At 75.2% G+C, this 17,226-nt stretch carries 2 protein-coding genes; both read right to left on the bottom strand.

From position 1 onward, the window contains the following. Positions 1-37 precede the first annotated feature (37 nt). Positions 38-6,166 (bottom strand): type I polyketide synthase, encoded by a 6,129-nt coding sequence (locus AB0B50_RS00445; protein ID WP_362323283.1) that lies wholly within the window; start codon positions 6,164-6,166, stop codon positions 38-40. A 25-nt stretch (positions 6,167-6,191) separates the two neighbouring features. After that, positions 6,192-17,189 (bottom strand): SDR family NAD(P)-dependent oxidoreductase, encoded by a 10,998-nt coding sequence (locus AB0B50_RS00440; RefSeq protein ID WP_362323280.1) that lies wholly within the window; start codon positions 17,187-17,189, stop codon positions 6,192-6,194. Positions 17,190-17,226 lie beyond the last annotated feature (37 nt).

Raw genomic sequence — 17,226 nt, 5'->3', positions numbered from 1 at the left:
CTCCCAGGCTGCTGAGGGTTCGTCAGGAGTGCGGATTTCAGGGGGTGCCAGGCCCGTCGAGCACATCAACGAGCCAGTCATCGATGGTCCGGGCCGTGGAGGCGACGTACTGCTCCATGAGCGAGAAGTGGTCGCCCGGCACGTCCACGACGGTGTGCGCGGTCGGCCAGGTCGCACGCCAGTCGGCCGCGCCGGGCTTCGTCTCGCCGAGCGGTTCGCTGGCCCGGACGAGGAGGGCCGGCGCGCGGACCGCGGGCGGCGTCCACTCCTCGAGGAGGCGGAAGTAGCGGCCCATCGCCGTGAGCCGGATGCCGCTCATGGGGGCGGCCCGGTCCTCACGCGCGAACATCCCGCCCATCAGTACGTCGTTGAACTGGGTCATGCCTTCGTTGTCCGACAGGAAGGTGTCGACCAGGACCACCGCGGCCGGGCCCGCGCCGAGCGATTCCAGGCGGGCGGCCACGGCGTGCGCCAGCGTCCCTCCCGACGAGGAGCCGAGCAGGACCAGGGGCCGCCCCTCGCCCAGGGCCGCCCGCAGCGTCCGGGCCTGGAAGTCCACGAGCGCGGGCATGTCCGCGGGCACCGGTTCGCCGGGCGCGAAGCCCGGGGCGGCCAGGGCGCTGACGCCGTAGCGACCGCGGAAGTGGGAGGCGAACCGGGCGTACTGCTGGGCGCCGCCGATGGCGACGACGGAGCCGAAGCAGACCAGTTCCGGGGCGCTGTCGTGCGGGCACAGACGCAGCAGTTCGGGGCGGCTTTCCATGCCGAGGAGCTCGGCGCCGGTGCGGAACTGCGGCCGCAGGGCGGCAGCGCTCTTGAGGAGCGCAATGCCCTCGTCGGTCTTGCCCATCTCGCACGCCTGCCGGAACAGGATCCCGACCGGATCGGCCGCCCCGGAGGGCTCGTCGGCGGACCTGCCCTGCGGGGTTCCGGTCCCCCCGTCCTCCTGCCCTTCTCGAGGACGCTCCTCGGCGGCGAGTTCGGTGCGCAGCAGCTGGGCGAGGCGGGCCGGGGTGCCGCTGTCGAGGACGGCGGTGGGAGGCAGTCGAAGCCCGGTGCGGGCGGCGAGCCGGTTGCGGAGTTCGACCGAGGTCAGCGAGTCGAAGCCGACCGACAGGAAGGCGTCGTCGCCGCTCAGGGCGTCCGCGGCGGTATGGCCGAGCACATCGGCCGCCTGCGTGAGGACGAGCTCCAGCAGGATCGGGCCGTGCTCGTCCGCACCGGCCGCGTCGAGGCGCCGGCGCAGGGCGCCGCTGTCGGCGGCCGGGCGCGGCCGGTCGGGCGCCTGGACCAGCGCGCGCAGCAGGGGCGGTACGGGCGCGTTCCGGTAGGCGGCGAGGTCGAGGTGCACGGGCACGAGGACGGGTTCGTCCAGGGTCAGCGCGGTGTCGAACAGCGCGGCGCCGTCCTCGGCGGTCAGGCCGCGCACCCCGCTGCGGGCCATGCGCCGCAGGTCGGTGCCTGTCAGGTGCTCGGTGAGGCCGCCGCGCTCCTCCCACAGCCCCCATGCCAGCGCGGTGGCGGGCAGCCCGTCGCGGTGACGGGCCGTCATGAGGGCGTCGAGAGAGGCGTTGGCGGCGGCGTAGGCGGACTGGCCGGGGTTGCCGAAGACCCCGGCGGCGGACGAGCAGACGACGAACGCCGACAGGTCCGCGTCACGGGTCAGTTCGTGCAGATGCCAGGCGCCGTCGATCTTGGGCCGCAGGACGGCGCTCAGCCGCTGGGGCGTCTGGTCCTCCAGGAGGCCGTCGTCGAGGACGCCCGCGGTGTGGACGACGGCGCGCAGCGGGTGCCGCGCGGGAATGTCCGCGAGGACCGCGGCGAGGGCCTCCCGGTCGGCGACGTCGCAGGCGACGACGGTGACGTCGGCCCCCAACTCTCGTAGTTCCGCCGTGAGTTCATCCATGCCGGGCGCCGCGGAGCCCCGGCGGCCGAGCAGGACCAGGCTGCGTACGCCGTGGCGCGCGACCAGGTGCCGGGCGAGGGTTCCGGCGATGACACCGCCCCCGCCGGTCAGCAGGACCGTGCCGTCCGGGTCGACCGGGACGTCGGGGCGTGCCGCTCGTGTGTCCGCCCGGGTGAGTCGTGGCGCATACAACACCCCTTCCCTCAGGACGAGTTGGGGTTCTTCGGTGGCGAGGGCGTCGGACAGGACGGCCGGGGTCACGATCGGCTCCTCGGTGTCCAGGAGGACGAAGCGGCCGGGGTGTTCGAGCTGGGCCGAGCGCACCAGACCCCAGACGGCGGCGCCCGCGGGGTCCACGGGCGCGTCGCCGGGCCCCGCCGCACCGCGGGTGAGGACGACCAGCTGGTGCGAACCGTCCGACTCGGGGTCCGCGAGCCAGGTCCGCAGCCGCTCCAGCGCGGCCGCGGCCGCGGCGTGGACGGCCTCGGGGCCCGCGGAGGTCGCGGGCGGGACGGACAGCCGCGCCCACCTTCGGGCGGAGGCCCGGTCCGCGGGCGGCACGGTGACCGGCGCCCACTCCACGCGGTAGAGGGAGCGGTCGAGGGCGCGCAACGACGCGTACGACGCCGTGCGCAGCGCCAACGACCCGACGTCCAGGACGACTCGACCGTCCCGGTCGACCGCGCGCAGCGTCACGGCGTCGGGGCCGTCGGGCCGCAGGACGACGCGCAGGGTGCCGCCCGCGCAGGCGCCCAGCATCACCTGGTGCCAGGAGAACGGAAGCGGCACACCACCGCCCTGCGGGGCTTCCGCTTCAGGGTCGGCACTTCGCGCGCCTGCCGTCTGCATGGCGGCGTCCAACAGCGCCGGGTGGACGGCGAATCCGTCCGGGTGCCCGCCGGGCACCGAGTCGGGCAGGGCCACTTCCGCGAGGATCTCCTCCCCTCGGCGCCAGACCGCGCGCAGACCGCGGAACACCGGTCCGTACGTGATGCCGCGGGCCGCCATGACGTCGTACAGGGAGTCCACGTCGAGGGGTGTGGCCGCGTCGGGCGGCCAGGGCATCCGCTCGGCTTCGGCGGCGTCGGGCCGGGGGGCGAGCAGTCCGGAGGCGTGGCGGGTCCACGGCTGGTCGGGGTCGGCGCCTTCGGGCCGGGAGTGGAAGTCGACGCTGCGCCTGCCCGTCTCGTCGCTCGGACCCACGGTCAGCCGCAGCTGCACGCCGGTGGCCTCCGCCTCGCCCGCGGGGAGGATCAGCGGCGCGGCGAGGGTCAGTTCCTCGATCAGCCCGCTGCCGAGGCGGCCGCCCGCGTGGGCCGCCATCTCCAGGAAGGCCACCCCGGGCAGCAGGACGGCATCGGTCACGGCGTGGTCGGCCAGCCACGGGTGCGTGGCCACGGCGAGGCGTCCGGTGAAGAGCGTGCCGCCCCCGTCGGGCAGTTCGACCGCCGCACCCAGCAGGGGATGCCGGGCCTCGCTCTGCCCGATCGACGCGGGGTCGCCTCCCGGGGCGGGCGCGTCGAGCCAGTACCGCTGCCGCTGGAAGGCGTACGTGGGCAGGTCGACGCGGCGTGCGTCGCTCCCCTCGTACGTCGCCCGCCAGTCGACCGGCAGTCCGCCCACGTACGCCTCGGCGAGCGACATGAGCAGGCGTCGCGGGCCGCCATCGTCGCGACGGAGGGTGGCGAGCGCCACCGCGTCCTCGGCGCCCGCGTCGGCCGCCGTGTCCTCGATGGCGTACGTCAGCGCGGGATGGGGGCTGACTTCGACGAAGGCCCGGTGTCCTTGGTCGAGCAGGCCCCGGACGGCCTCTTCGAAGCGGACGGTCCGGCGCAGGTTGCGGCACCAGTAGCCCGCGTCGAGAGCCGTGGTGTCCAGCCAACCCGCCTCGACCGTCGAACAGAAGGGCACATCGGCCGCCTTGGGGGTGATCCCCTCGATCGCGGACCGCAGACTGTCCTGGACCTCCTCGACGTGCGAGGAGTGGGAGGCGTAGTCGATCGGTACGGCCTTCGCCCGTACGTCCTGAGCGGCCAGCTCGGCCATGACGGCTTCGATGGCCTCGACGTCCCCCGACAGTACGGTGCTGGTGGGACCGTTGACCGCCGCCACCGACAACCGCCCCTCCCACGCGGCCAGTTGAGCCTCCAACTCGGCCACCGGCAGCGCGACCGACACCATGCCGCCGCGCCCCGCCACAGCGGCCAGCGCCCTGCCTCGCAGAGCCGTCACCTTGGCCGCGTCGTCCAGGGTCAGGGCTCCGGCCACGTACGCGGCGGCGATCTCCCCCTGCGAGTGCCCCACCACCGCGTCCGGCTCGATCCCGTACGCACGCCACACCCGCGCCAACGACACCGTCACCGCGAACAGGGCGGGCTGTACGACATCCACCCGCTCCAGCGACGGGGCGCCGTCCGCGCCCCGCAGCACGCCTTCCAACGACCAGTCCACGTACGCCGACAGAGCCCGCTCGCACTCCCCCATCCCCGCCGCGAACACCGGGGAGGAATCCAGCAGTTCCACCGCCATGCCCGCCCACTGAGAGCCGTGTCCCGGAAACACGAACACGGTCTTGCGGCTGCCGCGCGGGGCGGTGCCGGTGGCGCCGTCGCCGGGTGTCTCACCGTTCGCGAGCGCGGCAAGGCCTTCGAGCAGTTCGGCGCGGTCCGCGCCCACGACGACGGCGCGCTCGGCGAACCGGGAACGGCCGGTGGCCAGGGACAGTGCGATGTCGGCCGGGCGTGGTGCCGGGTCCGCGGCCACATGGGCGTGCAGCGCCGCGGCCTGACCGCGCAGGGCCGCCGCGCTCTTGGCCGAGAGCGGCCAGGCGACCGGCCCCTCATGCGCGTCGCCCGGCGCCTGATCGAGTCCCTCCTCCTCGGGCGCGGACTCCAGGACCACGTGGGCGTTGGTTCCGCTGGCCCCGAAGGAGGAGACCCCGGCGCGGCGCGGTCGGCCCGTGTCGGGCCACGGTGTGGCGGCGGTGAGCAGGGAGACGGCGCCCTCGGCCCAGTCGACCTGTGGCGTCGGCCGGTCGACGTGCAGGGTGCGGGGCAGCAGCCCGTGCCGCATCGCGAGGACCGTCTTGATGACGCCGCCGACGCCCGCGGCGGCTTGGGTGTGGGTGAGGTTGGACTTGAGCGACCCCATCAGCACGGGGCTGCCCGCGGGGCGGCCCTGGCCGTAGACGGCGAGGACGGCCTGGGCCTCGATCGGGTCGCCGAGGACGGTGCCGGTGCCGTGCGCCTCGACGAAGTCGACCTCTTCCGGGGCCAGTCGGGCGCGGTCGAGGGCCTGTCGGATGACGCGTTCCTGTGCGGGTCCGTTGGGGGCGGTCAGGCCGTTGCTCGCGCCGTCCTGGTTGACGGCGGAGCCACGGATGACCGCGAGGACCGGGTGGCCGTTGCGGCGCGCGTCGCTCAGCCGCTCCAGGAGCACCATGCCGACGCCTTCGCCGAAGCCCGCGCCGTCGGCCGCGGCGGCGAAGGACTTGCTGCGTCCGTCGGGCGCGAGGCCGCGCTGCCTGCTGAACCCCACGTACAGGCCGGGCGTCGCCATCACGGTCACGCCGCCGGCGAGGGCCAGACCCGCGTCGCCCGCCCGCAGCGCCTGGCAGGCCAGGTGGAGGGCGACGAGCGAGGAGGAGCAGGCGGTGTCGAGCGTGACCGCGGGTCCTTCCAGGCCAAGGGCGTAGGCGACGCGCCCGGAGACGACGCTGGGGATGCTGCCGGTCCCGAGGAAGCCCTCCAACTCGTCGGGGGTGCCAGGCAGTCGGGACGCGTACTCGCTGTTGATGACGCCCGCGTAGACGCCCGTGCGGCTGCCGCGCAACGTGACGGGGTCGATACCGGCCCGTTCGACGGCCTCCCAGGCGGTCTCCAGGAGGAGCCGCTGCTGGGGGTCCATGGCGAGCGCCTCGCGGGGCGAGATGCCGAAGAACGCCGGGTCGAACGCGCAGGCGTCGTGGAGGAATCCGCCCTCGCGGGTGTACGAGGTGCCCGGCCGGTCGGGGTCGGTGTCGTACACGCCGTCGAGGTCCCAGCCGCGGTCGGAGGGGAAGCCCGTGACGGCGTCGCGCTCCTTGACGAGCAGCTCCCAGAGGTCCTCCGGGGAGCGCACGCCGCCGGGGTAGCGGCAGCTCATGGCGACGATCGCCACGGGTTCCCGCGGCTCGTCGGCCAGCCTGCGGTTCTCCCGCCGCAGGCGTCGGTTGTCGAGGAGCGAGGCGCGCAGGGCCTCGGCGACCTGGTCCGTGGACATCTTCTTCCTTTCCCGGTGTGCCGGATCAGGCACGTTCGTCGTCCCCGAGGGCCATCCGTACGAGTCCGTCCAGGTCCATGTCCCTGATCGCGTCGGTGTCGTCGGCGTCCTGGGTGGGGTCGTCCGTGGAGTCGTCCGCCGTCGCCTCGTCGGGGTCGGTGAGGCGCAGCAGCGCGTCGAGGAGCCCGGCGTCGCGCAGTCGCCGTACCGGGATCGACGCGAGTCGCCGCCGCAGCGCTTGGTCGTCGTCCGCGACTGCCGGGACGGGGGCGGGGGGTTCGGTCGCGGGCGCGAGGCGCCCGCTCACGTACGCAGCCACGGCGGCCGGTGTCGGACGGTCGAAGACCAGGGTGGCGGGGAGCCGCAGGCCCGTCGCCGCGTTCAGCCGGTTGCGCAGGTCGACGGCGGTCAGCGAGTCGAACCCGAGGTCCTTGAAGGCCCGTTCGGGGTCGATGGCGTCGGCGCCGTCGTGGCCGAGCACGTCGGCGACGCGGGACCGCACCAGCTCCTCGATCCGCGCCCGCCGCTCCTCGGCGCTCAGTGTCGCCAACTGCCCGCGCAGCGAGGCGACTTCGTCGGCATCAGCTCCGGTGGCCGTCCGCCGACGTGCCGCACCGCGCACGAGGCCGCTCAGCAACGGCGGTACGGAGGCGGTGGCGGCCGCGGCCCGCAGGCGGGCGGTGTCCAGGCGTACGGGAACGAGCAGCGCGTCGTCGAGGCCCAGGGCCGCGTCGAACAGGGCGAGGCCCTCCGTGTCGGAGAGCGCGGCCACGCCGCCGCGGGTCATGCGGCGAAGCCCCGTCGTGTCGAGCTTCCCTGTCATGTCGCCGCGCCGCTCCCACAGGCCCCACGCCAGCGATGTGGCCCGCAGCCCCTGGGCGCGGCGCCGCTGGGCCAGGGCGTCGAGGTGGGCATTGGCCGCCGCGTAGTTCCCCTGGCCCGCGTTGCCGATCACGGCCGAGGCGGAGGAGAAGAGGACGAACGCGGCGAGGTCCATGTCCTCGGTGAGCTCGTGCAGATGGAGGGCCGCGTCCACCTTGGGGCGCAGGACCGGGTCGAGCCGCTCGGGCGTCAGCGAGGTGACGACGGCGTCGTCGAGGACACCGGCGGCGTGCACGACGGCCGTCAGGGGGTGTTGGGCGGGTACGGCCGCGAGGAGCGCCGCCACGGCGGCCCGGTCGGTGACGTCGCACACGGCGAACTCGGCGTGCACCCCCGCCTGTTGGAGGTCGGCGAGCAGCTCCGCGGCTCCGGGCGTCTCCTTGCCGCGACGGCCCGCCAGGAGCAGGTGGCGCACGCCGTGCCGGGCCACCAGATGACGGGCCACGAGCGCGCCGAGCGCGCCGCCCGCACCGGTGACGAGGACGGTGCCGTCCGGATCGAGCGGGGCGGCGGCCGCTTCCGCGGGCACGGGCACCCGGGTCAGCCGAGGGGCGAGCAACCGACCCTCGCGTACGGCGAGTTGGGGCTCACCGAGGCCGAGCCCGGTCGACAGCAGGGCGAGGAGTGCGGCGTGGTCGGCCGCGGCGGCCGCATCGGTCCTGGGGGACGGGCCGGGCACCTCGGTCGTGTCGATCGTGCCGGTCACCACAGAGGCATCGGTCGCGCCGGTCACCACAGACGCGCCGGCCGCGCCAGTCGCGTCGGGCGCGCCAGTCACCACGGACGCATCGATCACGCCGGGCATGTCGATGGCGCCGGACACCACGGCCGCGCCAGTCGCGCCGGTGGCGCCGGGCGTGCCAGTCTCGTCGGTGGCGCCAGTCACCACAGACACATCGGTCGCGCCGATCGCGCCGGTCGCGTCGGCCAGGACGAAGCGGCCGGGGTGCTCGGACTGGGCCGAGCGCACCAGGCCTCGGGCCGCCGCGGCCGCGGGGTCCCGGACGTCCTCGTCCGGGTCCGTCGCCACGGCCCCCCGGGTGAGGAACACCAGGCGGGTGTCGGCCAAGCGGTCGTCGGCGAGCCAGTTCCCGAGCAACTCCAGGGTGGCGCTCACCGCGCCCCGCACCGCCCCGGCGTCGGCTTCGGCCGCCTCGCACGGGACGAGGACCGCTTCGGGCACGGGTGCGCCCCCGTCGAGGGCGGCGGCGAGTCCGGCGAGGTCCGGATAGGTGTGGGGCAGAAGTCGGGTGTCGGGCAGAAGCCCTTCCGAGCCGAGCGCGGCCCAGCGGACCTGTCCGTGCGGTTCGGCGGTCGGCACCGGCACCGGCACCCACTCCACGCGGAACAGCGAGTCGTGCACCGCTGTGGTGGTCGTCCGCAGGGCGTCGACGTCGACCGCCCTGACCACCAGGCCGCCGACGGAGACCACGGGCCGGCCCGACGGATCGGTCGCGGACAGCGACACCGGCCCCTCGGGGTCGTACGTCAGGCGTACGCGCAGATCTGTGGCGCCCGACGCGTGCAGCGTGACGTCGGTCCACGAGAACGGCAGGCGCGCGGTCCCCGGCGCCAGATCCGCTCCGGCTCCGTCCCGCGAACCGAGCCACAGGCCCTGGAGGGCCGCGTCCAGGAGCGCGGGGTGCAGTCCGAAGGCCGCGGCCTGCGGGTGCTGGTCCTCGGACAGCCGTACGTCGGCGAACAGTTCACCGCCCCGCCGCCAGGCCGCGCGCAGGCCTTGGAAGGCCGTTCCGTAGCCGTACCCGGAGGCGGCGAACCGCTCGTACAGGTCGTCGACGTCGACGGGTTCGGCGCCGGCCGGGGGCCAACTCGCGTCGAGCGGGGGCACGGCCGCCCCCGTGGTCCCTTCCGCGCTCCCCTCCGCGACGACGCCCGTGGCATGCGGTGTCCAGGGGCTCTCGGCGGAGTCCTCCGGGCGGGAGAAGACGTCCAGGGTGCGGCGGCCCGTGTCGTCGGGGGCGCCGACCCTCAGCTGGATCCGGACGGCTCCGGTCGCGGGCAGCACGAGGGGTGCCTGAAGGGTCAGTTCCTCGAGGACGGGGCAGCCCGCCTCGTCCCCCGCGCGCACCGCGAGCTCCACGAACGCGGCGCCGGGCAGCAGGACGACGTCCGACACGGCGTGATCGGCCAGCCAGGGGTGGGTGCGCAGCGAGAGGCGGCCGCTGAGCAGCGTCTCGCCGGTGTCGGCGGTCTCCAGGGACGCACCCAGGAAGGGGTGCTCCGGCGTGCCGAGCCCGGCGGCCGTGACGTCGCCGCCGGACGCGGGGCGTGGCACGGCCCAGTAGGGCCGCTGCTGGAAGGCGTACGTGGGCAGGTCGACCCGGGCGGCATGGGTGCCGGTGAACAGCGGAGACCAGTCGACGGGGCTGCCGTGGGCCCACGCCGTGGCGAGGGACAGGAGCATGCGCTCCATGCCGCCTTCGTCGCGCCGCAGGGTGCCGAGGACGACCGTGTCGGCGCCCGCGGACTCCAGGGTCTCTTCGACGGCCGGGGTCAGGACGGGGTGCGGACTCGTCTCGACGAACGTGGTGAAGCCCGCTGCGGCGAGGGCGCGGATCGCGGGCTCGAACCCCACCGTGCGACGGAGGTTGGCGTACCAGTAGCCCGCGTCCATCGTGGCCGTGTCGAGCCAGTCGCCCAGCACGGTGGAGTACAGCGGGATGTCGCCCGCGGTGGGCTCGATGTCCGCGAGGGCCGCCGTCAGTTCGGCTTCGAGGCCTGCCATGTGGGCGGAGTGGGAGGCGTAGTCGACGTCGATCCTGCGTGCGCGTACGCCGTCGTCCTCGCAGGCGGCGCGCAGCTTCTCCAGTGCGTCCGTGTCGCCGGAGACCACGACCGACGTCGGGCCGTTGACCGCCGCCACCGCCAGGCTCTCGCCCCAGGGGGCGATCCGCTCGCGGGCCTCGTCGGCCGGCAGGGCGAGGGACATCATGCCGCCCTGCCCGCTCAGCCGGGCGATGGCCCGGCTGCGCAGCGCCACGACCTTCGCCCCGTCCTCCAGGGAAAGGGCGCCCGCCACGACGGCTGCGGCGATCTCCCCCTGCGAGTGCCCCACCACCGCGTCCGGTTCGATCCCGTACGCACGCCACAGACCGGCCAGCGACACCATGACGGCGAACAGCGCGGGCTGGACGACGTCCACCCGGTCGAGTCCTTCGCCGGACCGCAGGACCTCCGGCAGCGACCAGGAGACGTGGGGCGCCAGGGCGGTCTCGCACTGCCGCACCACCTCCGCGAACTGCGGAGATTCCGCAAGGAGTTGGCTGGCCATGCCCGTCCACTGCGAGCCCTGGCCCGGGAACATGAGTACGGTGCGTCCGCCGCCGCTCTCCGTCTTGTCCACGCCGTGCGCGAGACAGGCGGGGGCGGAGCCCGCGGTCCATTGCTCCAGGGCCGGGAGCAGCCGTTCACCGTCGGCGACCAGGGCGGCGCGGTACTCGAAGGCGGTGCGGCGGGTCAGGGACAGGGCCACGTCCACGGCGGCGTGCCCCTGGCCTCCCTCACCCTGTGCCAGGTGGTCGAGGAGCCGTGCGGCCTGGGCGCGCAGCGCTTCGGGGGTCCTGGCCGAGAGGAGCCAGGGCATGGCCGGGGCCGTGATCCCTGCGGCGTCGGGCGTGGGCGTCTCCAACGGCTCGGATTCGGGGGCCTGTTCCAGGATGACGTGGGCGTTGGTGCCGCTCAGGCCGAAGGAGGAGACGCCCGCGCGGCGCGGCCGGTCCCGGTCCGGCCAGGGCGTCGGGTCGGTGACGAGGGCGACGGCCCCCTGCGTCCAGTCGACATGGGTGGTGGGCCGGTCGACGTGGAGTGTCGCGGGGACCGTGCCACGGCGCAGGGCCAGCACGGTCTTCATCACGCCGGCGACGCCCGAAAGGGCCTGGGTGTGGCCGATGTTGGACTTCAGGGAGCCGATCAGGAGGGGGTGCTCCGCGGGCCTGTCCCTGCCGTAGGTGGCGAGCAGGGCCTGGGCCTCGATGGGGTCGCCGAGCGTGGTGCCCGTACCGTGGGCCTCGACCACGTCGACGTCCGCGGGCGCGAGCCCGGCGTCGGTGAGCGCGGCGCGGATGACGCGCTGCTGGGACGGGCCGTTCGGCGCCGAGAGGCCGTTGCTCGCGCCGTCCTGGTTGACGGCGGAGCCGCGCAGCACGGCCAGGACGGGATGCCCCGCACGCCGCGCGTCCGCCAGCCGTTCGACGAGGAGCACGCCCACTCCCTCCCCCATGCCCATGCCGTCGGCGCTGTCGGCGAACGCCTTGCACCGGCCGTCGGCGGCAAGGCCGCGCTGGCGGGAGAAGCTGACGAGGGCCCCGGGCGTGGACATCACGGCGACGCCTCCGACCAGGGCGAGCGAGCAGTCCCCCGCGCGCAGCGCCCGAGCGGCGAGGTGCAGGGCGACCAGGGAGGAGGAGCAGGCGGTGTCGACGGTGATCGCGGGGCCTTCGAGGCCGAGGGTGTAGGCGACGCGGCCGGAGACCACGCTGGGCGCGCTGCCGGTGAGCAGGTGCCCCTCGCCTTCGGTGGAACGGGCCACGGCCGAGGCGTAGTCGCTGTAGTTGACGCCCGTGAAGACGCCGGTGCGGCTGCCGCGCAGGGCCGCGGGGTCCAGGCCCGCGCGCTCGACGGCTTCCCAGGAGGTCTCCAGGAGCAGCCTCTGCTGCGGGTCCATGGCGAGGGCCTCGCGCGGGGAGATCCCGAAGAAGCCCGCGTCGAAGTCGGCGGCCTCGTGCAGGAATCCGCCGTGCCGGGTGGTGGAGGTGCCGGGGCGGTCCGGGTCGGGGTCGTAGAGGGCGTCGAGGTCCCAGCCGCGGTCGTGGGGGAAGCCGGAGGTCGCGTCGCCGCGGTCGGCGAGCAGTTGCCACAGACCGTCAGGGGTGTCGATGGCGCCGGGGAGGCGGCATCCCATGGAGACGATCGCGATCGGTTCGTCGGTGGCCGAAGGAGCGCCGTGCGGCGCGCTCGCTCCACCGCTCGCCGGCGCCGACCCCTCGTCCTCGCCCAGCAGACCGGTCCTCAGACGCGCGGCGAGAGCGGCGGCCGTGGGGTGGTCGAAGACGAGGGTGGAGGGCAGGCGCAGGCCGGTCGTGGTGTTCAGCCGGTTGCGCAGTTCGACGGCGGTCAGGGACGCGAAGCCGAGTTCCTGGAACGCTTTGTGGGGGCGCACGGCGTCGGCGGAGTCGTGGCCGAGCACGGCGGCCGCCTGGTCGCGGACGAGGTCGAGCAGCAGACGGGACTGTTCGGCGGGCCCCAGGGCGGTCAGGCGTCGGCGCAGGTCCGTCGCGGCCGGTGGCCGGGCGCCGCTCGGTGTCGCGTCAAGAGCTTGCCGGGCTTCGGGGACGCCCTGCAGGAGGGGGCTGGGGCGGCTCGTGGTGAAGACGGGGGCGAACCGTTCCCAGTCGACGTCGGCGACGGTCAGGTGCGTCGTGTCGTCGTCGAGGATCTGCTGGAGCGCGGCGAGGGCGCGGTCGGTGTCGATCCGCGGGATCCCGTGCTCCTCGAGGTTGAACAGGTCCGCGTCCGCGCCGCCGGTCGCGGGGACCCAGGGGTTCTCGGCCCGCCAGATGCCCCAGTCGACGGCGGTGGCGCGCAGACCGCGGTCGCGCCGGTGCCGGGCCAGGGCGTCCAGGTGGGCGTTGGCCGCGGCGTAGGCGCCGTGGTCGCCGCTGCCCCACACGCCCGCGATCGAGGAGAACAGGACGAAGGCGTCCAGGTCGCGGTCGATCAGGGCGTCGAGGTGCCGGGCACCTGCGCTCTTGGCGGCGACGACGCGTGCGTACGCCTCGGTGGGGATCGCGTCCAGGGACGCCAGGGCGATGTCGGCGGCGGCGTGCACGACCGCGGTCGGGGCCCTGCCATCGGCGTCGAGCGCGGCGAGGAGCACCTCGACCTGGGCGCGGTCGGTCAGGTCGCACTCGGGGAAGCTCACGCCGGTGCCGAACTCGGCGAGTTCCGCGGCCAGTTCGGCCGTTCCGGGTGCGTGTGCGCCACGTCGTCCCGGCATGACGAGGTGGTCGGCGCCGCCGCGGGCCAGCCAGCGGGCGAGGTGCGGGCCGAGGGATCCGGTGCCGCCGGTCAGGAGCACCGTGCCGCGCGGCCGCCAGGCACGCGTGGGGCGGCCGCCGCGCGGGGCGCGGGCCAGGCGGCGGACGAACAGGCCGGAGGGGCGTACCGCGAGCTGGTCCTCCGCTCCGCTGCCTTCGGGTCCCCTGCCGTCGGGTCCTGGCCTTGCCGAGAGCGCGGCGCACAGCCGTTCCCCGGCGCGGGCGTCGAGTGCGGCGGGCAGGTCGACGAGGCCGCCCCAGCGGGCGGGGTGTTCGAGGGCGGCGACCATGCCGGTGCCCCACACCATGGCCTGGTGCGGTGCGGTGAGCGGGTCCGCGGGGCCCGTCGACACGGCGCCGCTGGTGGCGCACCACAGCGGGGCGGTGCTGCCGAGGTCGCCGAGCGCCTGCACGAGGGCAAGGGTGAGCGCGGTGCCCGCGGGCAGGGCGGGGTGATGCGGATGGGCCCCCTCGGCGAGGGCGAGCAGGGACAGGACTCCTGCCAGGGGGCGGTCGCTGGGCTCGTCGTCCAGCGGGCGGTTGCCGGACGTGGCATCCAGCGGGCGGTTGCCTGACACGGCATCCAGCGGGCGGCCGCCGGTCGCGGCATCCAGCAGATGGTCGCTGGTCGCGGCATCCAGCGGGCGGTTGCCTGACACGGCATCCAGCGGGCGGCCGCCGGACGCCACGTCCCCAGGCTGGTCACCGGGCACAACGTCCAGCGGCCCATGGCCGGACGTGGCGTCCAAGTGCTGATCGCCAGGCACAGCATCCAGAGGCCGGTCGCCGGGCACCGCGCCCGGAAGGCGATCGCCGGACGCCCCGGCCGGAAGACGGTCGCCGGACGCCCCGGCCGGAAGACGGTCGCCGGACGCCCCAGCCGGAAGGCGCGAGCCGGACGCGGCCGTCAAGGCGGCGGCCAGCCGGGCCCGGTCGATGCCGTTGTCGTCGATCTCGACCGTGCGGACCTCGGCGCCGTGCGCGGTGAGGGCACCAACCACCGCGCGCACGGCCTCACTTGAGGCCAGCGCGGCGGGAATCGGGACCAGCCAGAGCCCGGCGAGGGCGGTGGCGGGCGGTTCGGGTAGGGGCTGCCATGCGACGCGGTAGCGCCAGGCGTCGGTGGCAGAGGTCTCCGCGCGCCGCCGGCGCCAGCCGTCCAGGGCGGGCAGCACCTGCCCGAGCGGCCCGGGGTCGACGGCGAGGACGTCGGCGGCCTCGCTGACGTCACCGCGCTCGACGAGGTCCCAGAACGCGCTGTCGCCCCCGGGGCGCGCCCCGTCGGACACGGCGGGCTCCAGCCAGTGGCGTCGCCCCTGGAAGGGGTAGGTCGGCAGGTCGACCCGGCGCGCCCCTGAACTCTCGTACGCCGTACGCCAGTCGACGGGGACTCCGCGCACCCACAGCTCGGCCGCGGAGGCGAGGAAGCGGCGCGTGCCGCCCTCGTCGCGGCGCAGCGTGCCGGTGACGACGGCGCCCGTGGCACCGGTGTCCTCGACGGTGTCCTGCACGGCCATGGTCAGGACGGGGTGCGGCGAGACCTCGACGAACACGCCGTGGCCGTGCGCGGCCAGGGCGCGCACGGCGGTGTCGAAGCACACGGTGCGGCGCAGGCTCCGGTACCAGTGGTCGGCGTCCATGGTGGTGGTGTCGAGCCGTTCGCCGGTCACCGTGGAGTACAGCGGCACGCGGGCCGGGCGGGGCGTGATGTCGGCGAGGGCGGTCAGCACCTCGTCGCGGACGCGTTCGACGTGCGCCGAGTGGGAGGCGTAGTCGACGGGCACCGTGCGGGCCCGCACACCGCTCTCCTCGCAGGCGGTGACCAGCTCGGCGAGTGCGTCGCGGTCGCCGGAGACCACCACGGCCGCGGGGCCGTTGACGGCGGCGACCGAGATCCGCTCACCCCAGGGAGAGATCTCCTGTTCGGCCCGGGTACGGGACAGGGCGAGGGAGACCATGCCGCCGTCCCCGCCGAGGGCGACGATGGCGCGGCTGCGCAGCGCGACGACCTTCGCCCCGTCCTCCAGGGACAGCGCGCCGGCCACCACCGCGGCGGCGATCTCCCCCTGGCTGTGCCCGACGACGGCGTCGGGTTCGACGCCCCAGGAGCGCCAGAGCGCGGCGAGGGAGACCATCATGGCGAACAGAGCGGGCTGGACCACGTCCACCCGGTCGAGGGAGGGGGCGCCGGGCTCGGCGCGCACGACCTCGCGCAGCGACCAGTCGACCAGACCGGACAGCGCTTCCTCGCACGCCGCCATGGAGCGGGCGAACTCCGGCGACGTGTCGAGCAGTTCGCGTCCCATGCCGGTCCACTGCGCGCCCTGGCCGGGGAAGACCAGGGCGACCCGGCCCGGGAGCGGCTCGGCACAGCCCGTGACGGCGGCCGCGGTCGCGCCTTCGCCTTCGTCGCGGGCGAGCGCGGCGAGGCCGTCGGCCAGTTCCGCGCGGTCCGCCACCGTCACGACGGCGCGGTGCGCGAAGGCGGTGCGGGTGGTGGCCAGCGAGTAGCCGATGTCGGCCGGGCGGGCCTCCGGGTCGTCGGCGAGCCTGGCGCCCAGGCGTACGGCCTGGTCGCGCAGGGCGGCCGCGGTGCGCCCGCTGAGGACGCACGGGACAACGGCCGGGGGCGGCGCGGAAGCCTCCGACGGCGCGGGAGTCTCCGACGGCGCGGGAGTCTCCGACGGCGCGGACTCGGCGGCCTGTCCCCCGGGGGCCCCTTCCTCGGGAGCCTGCTCCAGGATGACGTGGGCGTTGGTGCCGCTCATCCCGAACGAGGAGACGCCCGCCCGCCGCGGCCGGTCCCCGGCGGACCACGGCCTGGCCTCGGTCAGGAGGGAGACGGACCCCGCCGACCAGTCCACGTGCGGGGTCGGTTCGGTGATGTGCAGGGTGCGGGGCAGCAGCCCGGCGCGCAGTGCGAGGACCGTCTTGATGACGCCCGCGACCCCGGCGGCGGCCTGGGTGTGCCCGATGTTGGACTTGACGGAGCCGAGCCACAACGGCCGCTCCGGAGACCGGTGTTGACCGTAGGTGGCGAGCAGGGCGTCGGCCTCGATGGGGTCGCCGAGGGTGGTGCCGGTGCCGTGCGCCTCCACGGCGTCGACGTCGGCGGCGCTCAGGCCCGCGTCGGCGAGCGCCGCCTGGATGACGCGCTGCTGGGAGGGGCCGTTGGGGGCGGTCAGGCCGTTGCTCGCGCCGTCCTGGTTGACGGCGGATCCGGACAGGACGGCGAGCACCGGGTGGCCGTTGCGGCGGGCGTCGCTGAGCCGCTCCAGGAGGAGCACGCCGACGCCCTCGCCCCAGCCGGTGCCGTCGGCCTCGACGGAGAAGGGCTTGCAGCGGCCGTCGGCGGACATGGCGCCCTGGCGGCTGAACTCGGTGAAGACCGAAGGACGTGACATCACCGTCACGCCGCCGGCCAGGGCGAGCCCGCACTCCTCGGCCCGCAGCGCGCGGGCCGCCTGGTGCAGGGCGACCAGCGAGGCCGAGCAGGCGGTGTCCACGGTGACGGCGGGGCCTTCGAGCCCCAGCGCGTAGGCCACGCGGCCCGACATGACGCTCATCGAGTTGCCGGTCATCAGGAAGCCCCGCACGGTCTCGGCGGCGCCGGCGCCCAGTTGGGCGTACCCCTGGTCGATGGCCGCGGCGAACACACCGGTGCGGGTGCCGCGCAGGGAAGCCGGGTCGATGCCTGCGCGTTCGATCGCCTCCCAGGCGGTCTGCAGCAGCAGCCGCTGCTGCGGGTCCATCGCCACCGCCTCGTGGGGGGAGATCGCGAAGAACTCGGCGTCGAAGTCGGCGGCGCCGTCGATGAAGGCGCCCCGGCAGGGCACGCCGCCCGCGTCGAGTCCTTCGGTGTCCCAGCCTCGGTCGCCGGGGATGCCGGTCACCGTGTCGCGGCCCGCGACCAGCAGGTCCCACAGCTCCTCGGGGGTGCGGACGCCGCCGGGGAAGCGACAGCTCATCGAGACGACGGCGATCGGCTCGTGGTTCCTGGCCTCGGCCTGACGCAGCCTGCGGCGGGTGTCACGCAGGTCGACGGTGACGCGGTTGAGGTAGTCACGCAGCTTCTGCTCGCTCACCGGGCTCCTCCGTCCGTCCGCACGAGGGTGCCGTTCT

The organism is Streptomyces sp. NPDC041068, assembly GCF_040647455.1.
GTDB lineage: Bacteria > Actinomycetota > Actinomycetes > Streptomycetales > Streptomycetaceae > Streptomyces.
This window is presented reverse-complemented; position numbering and strand designations above follow the sequence as displayed.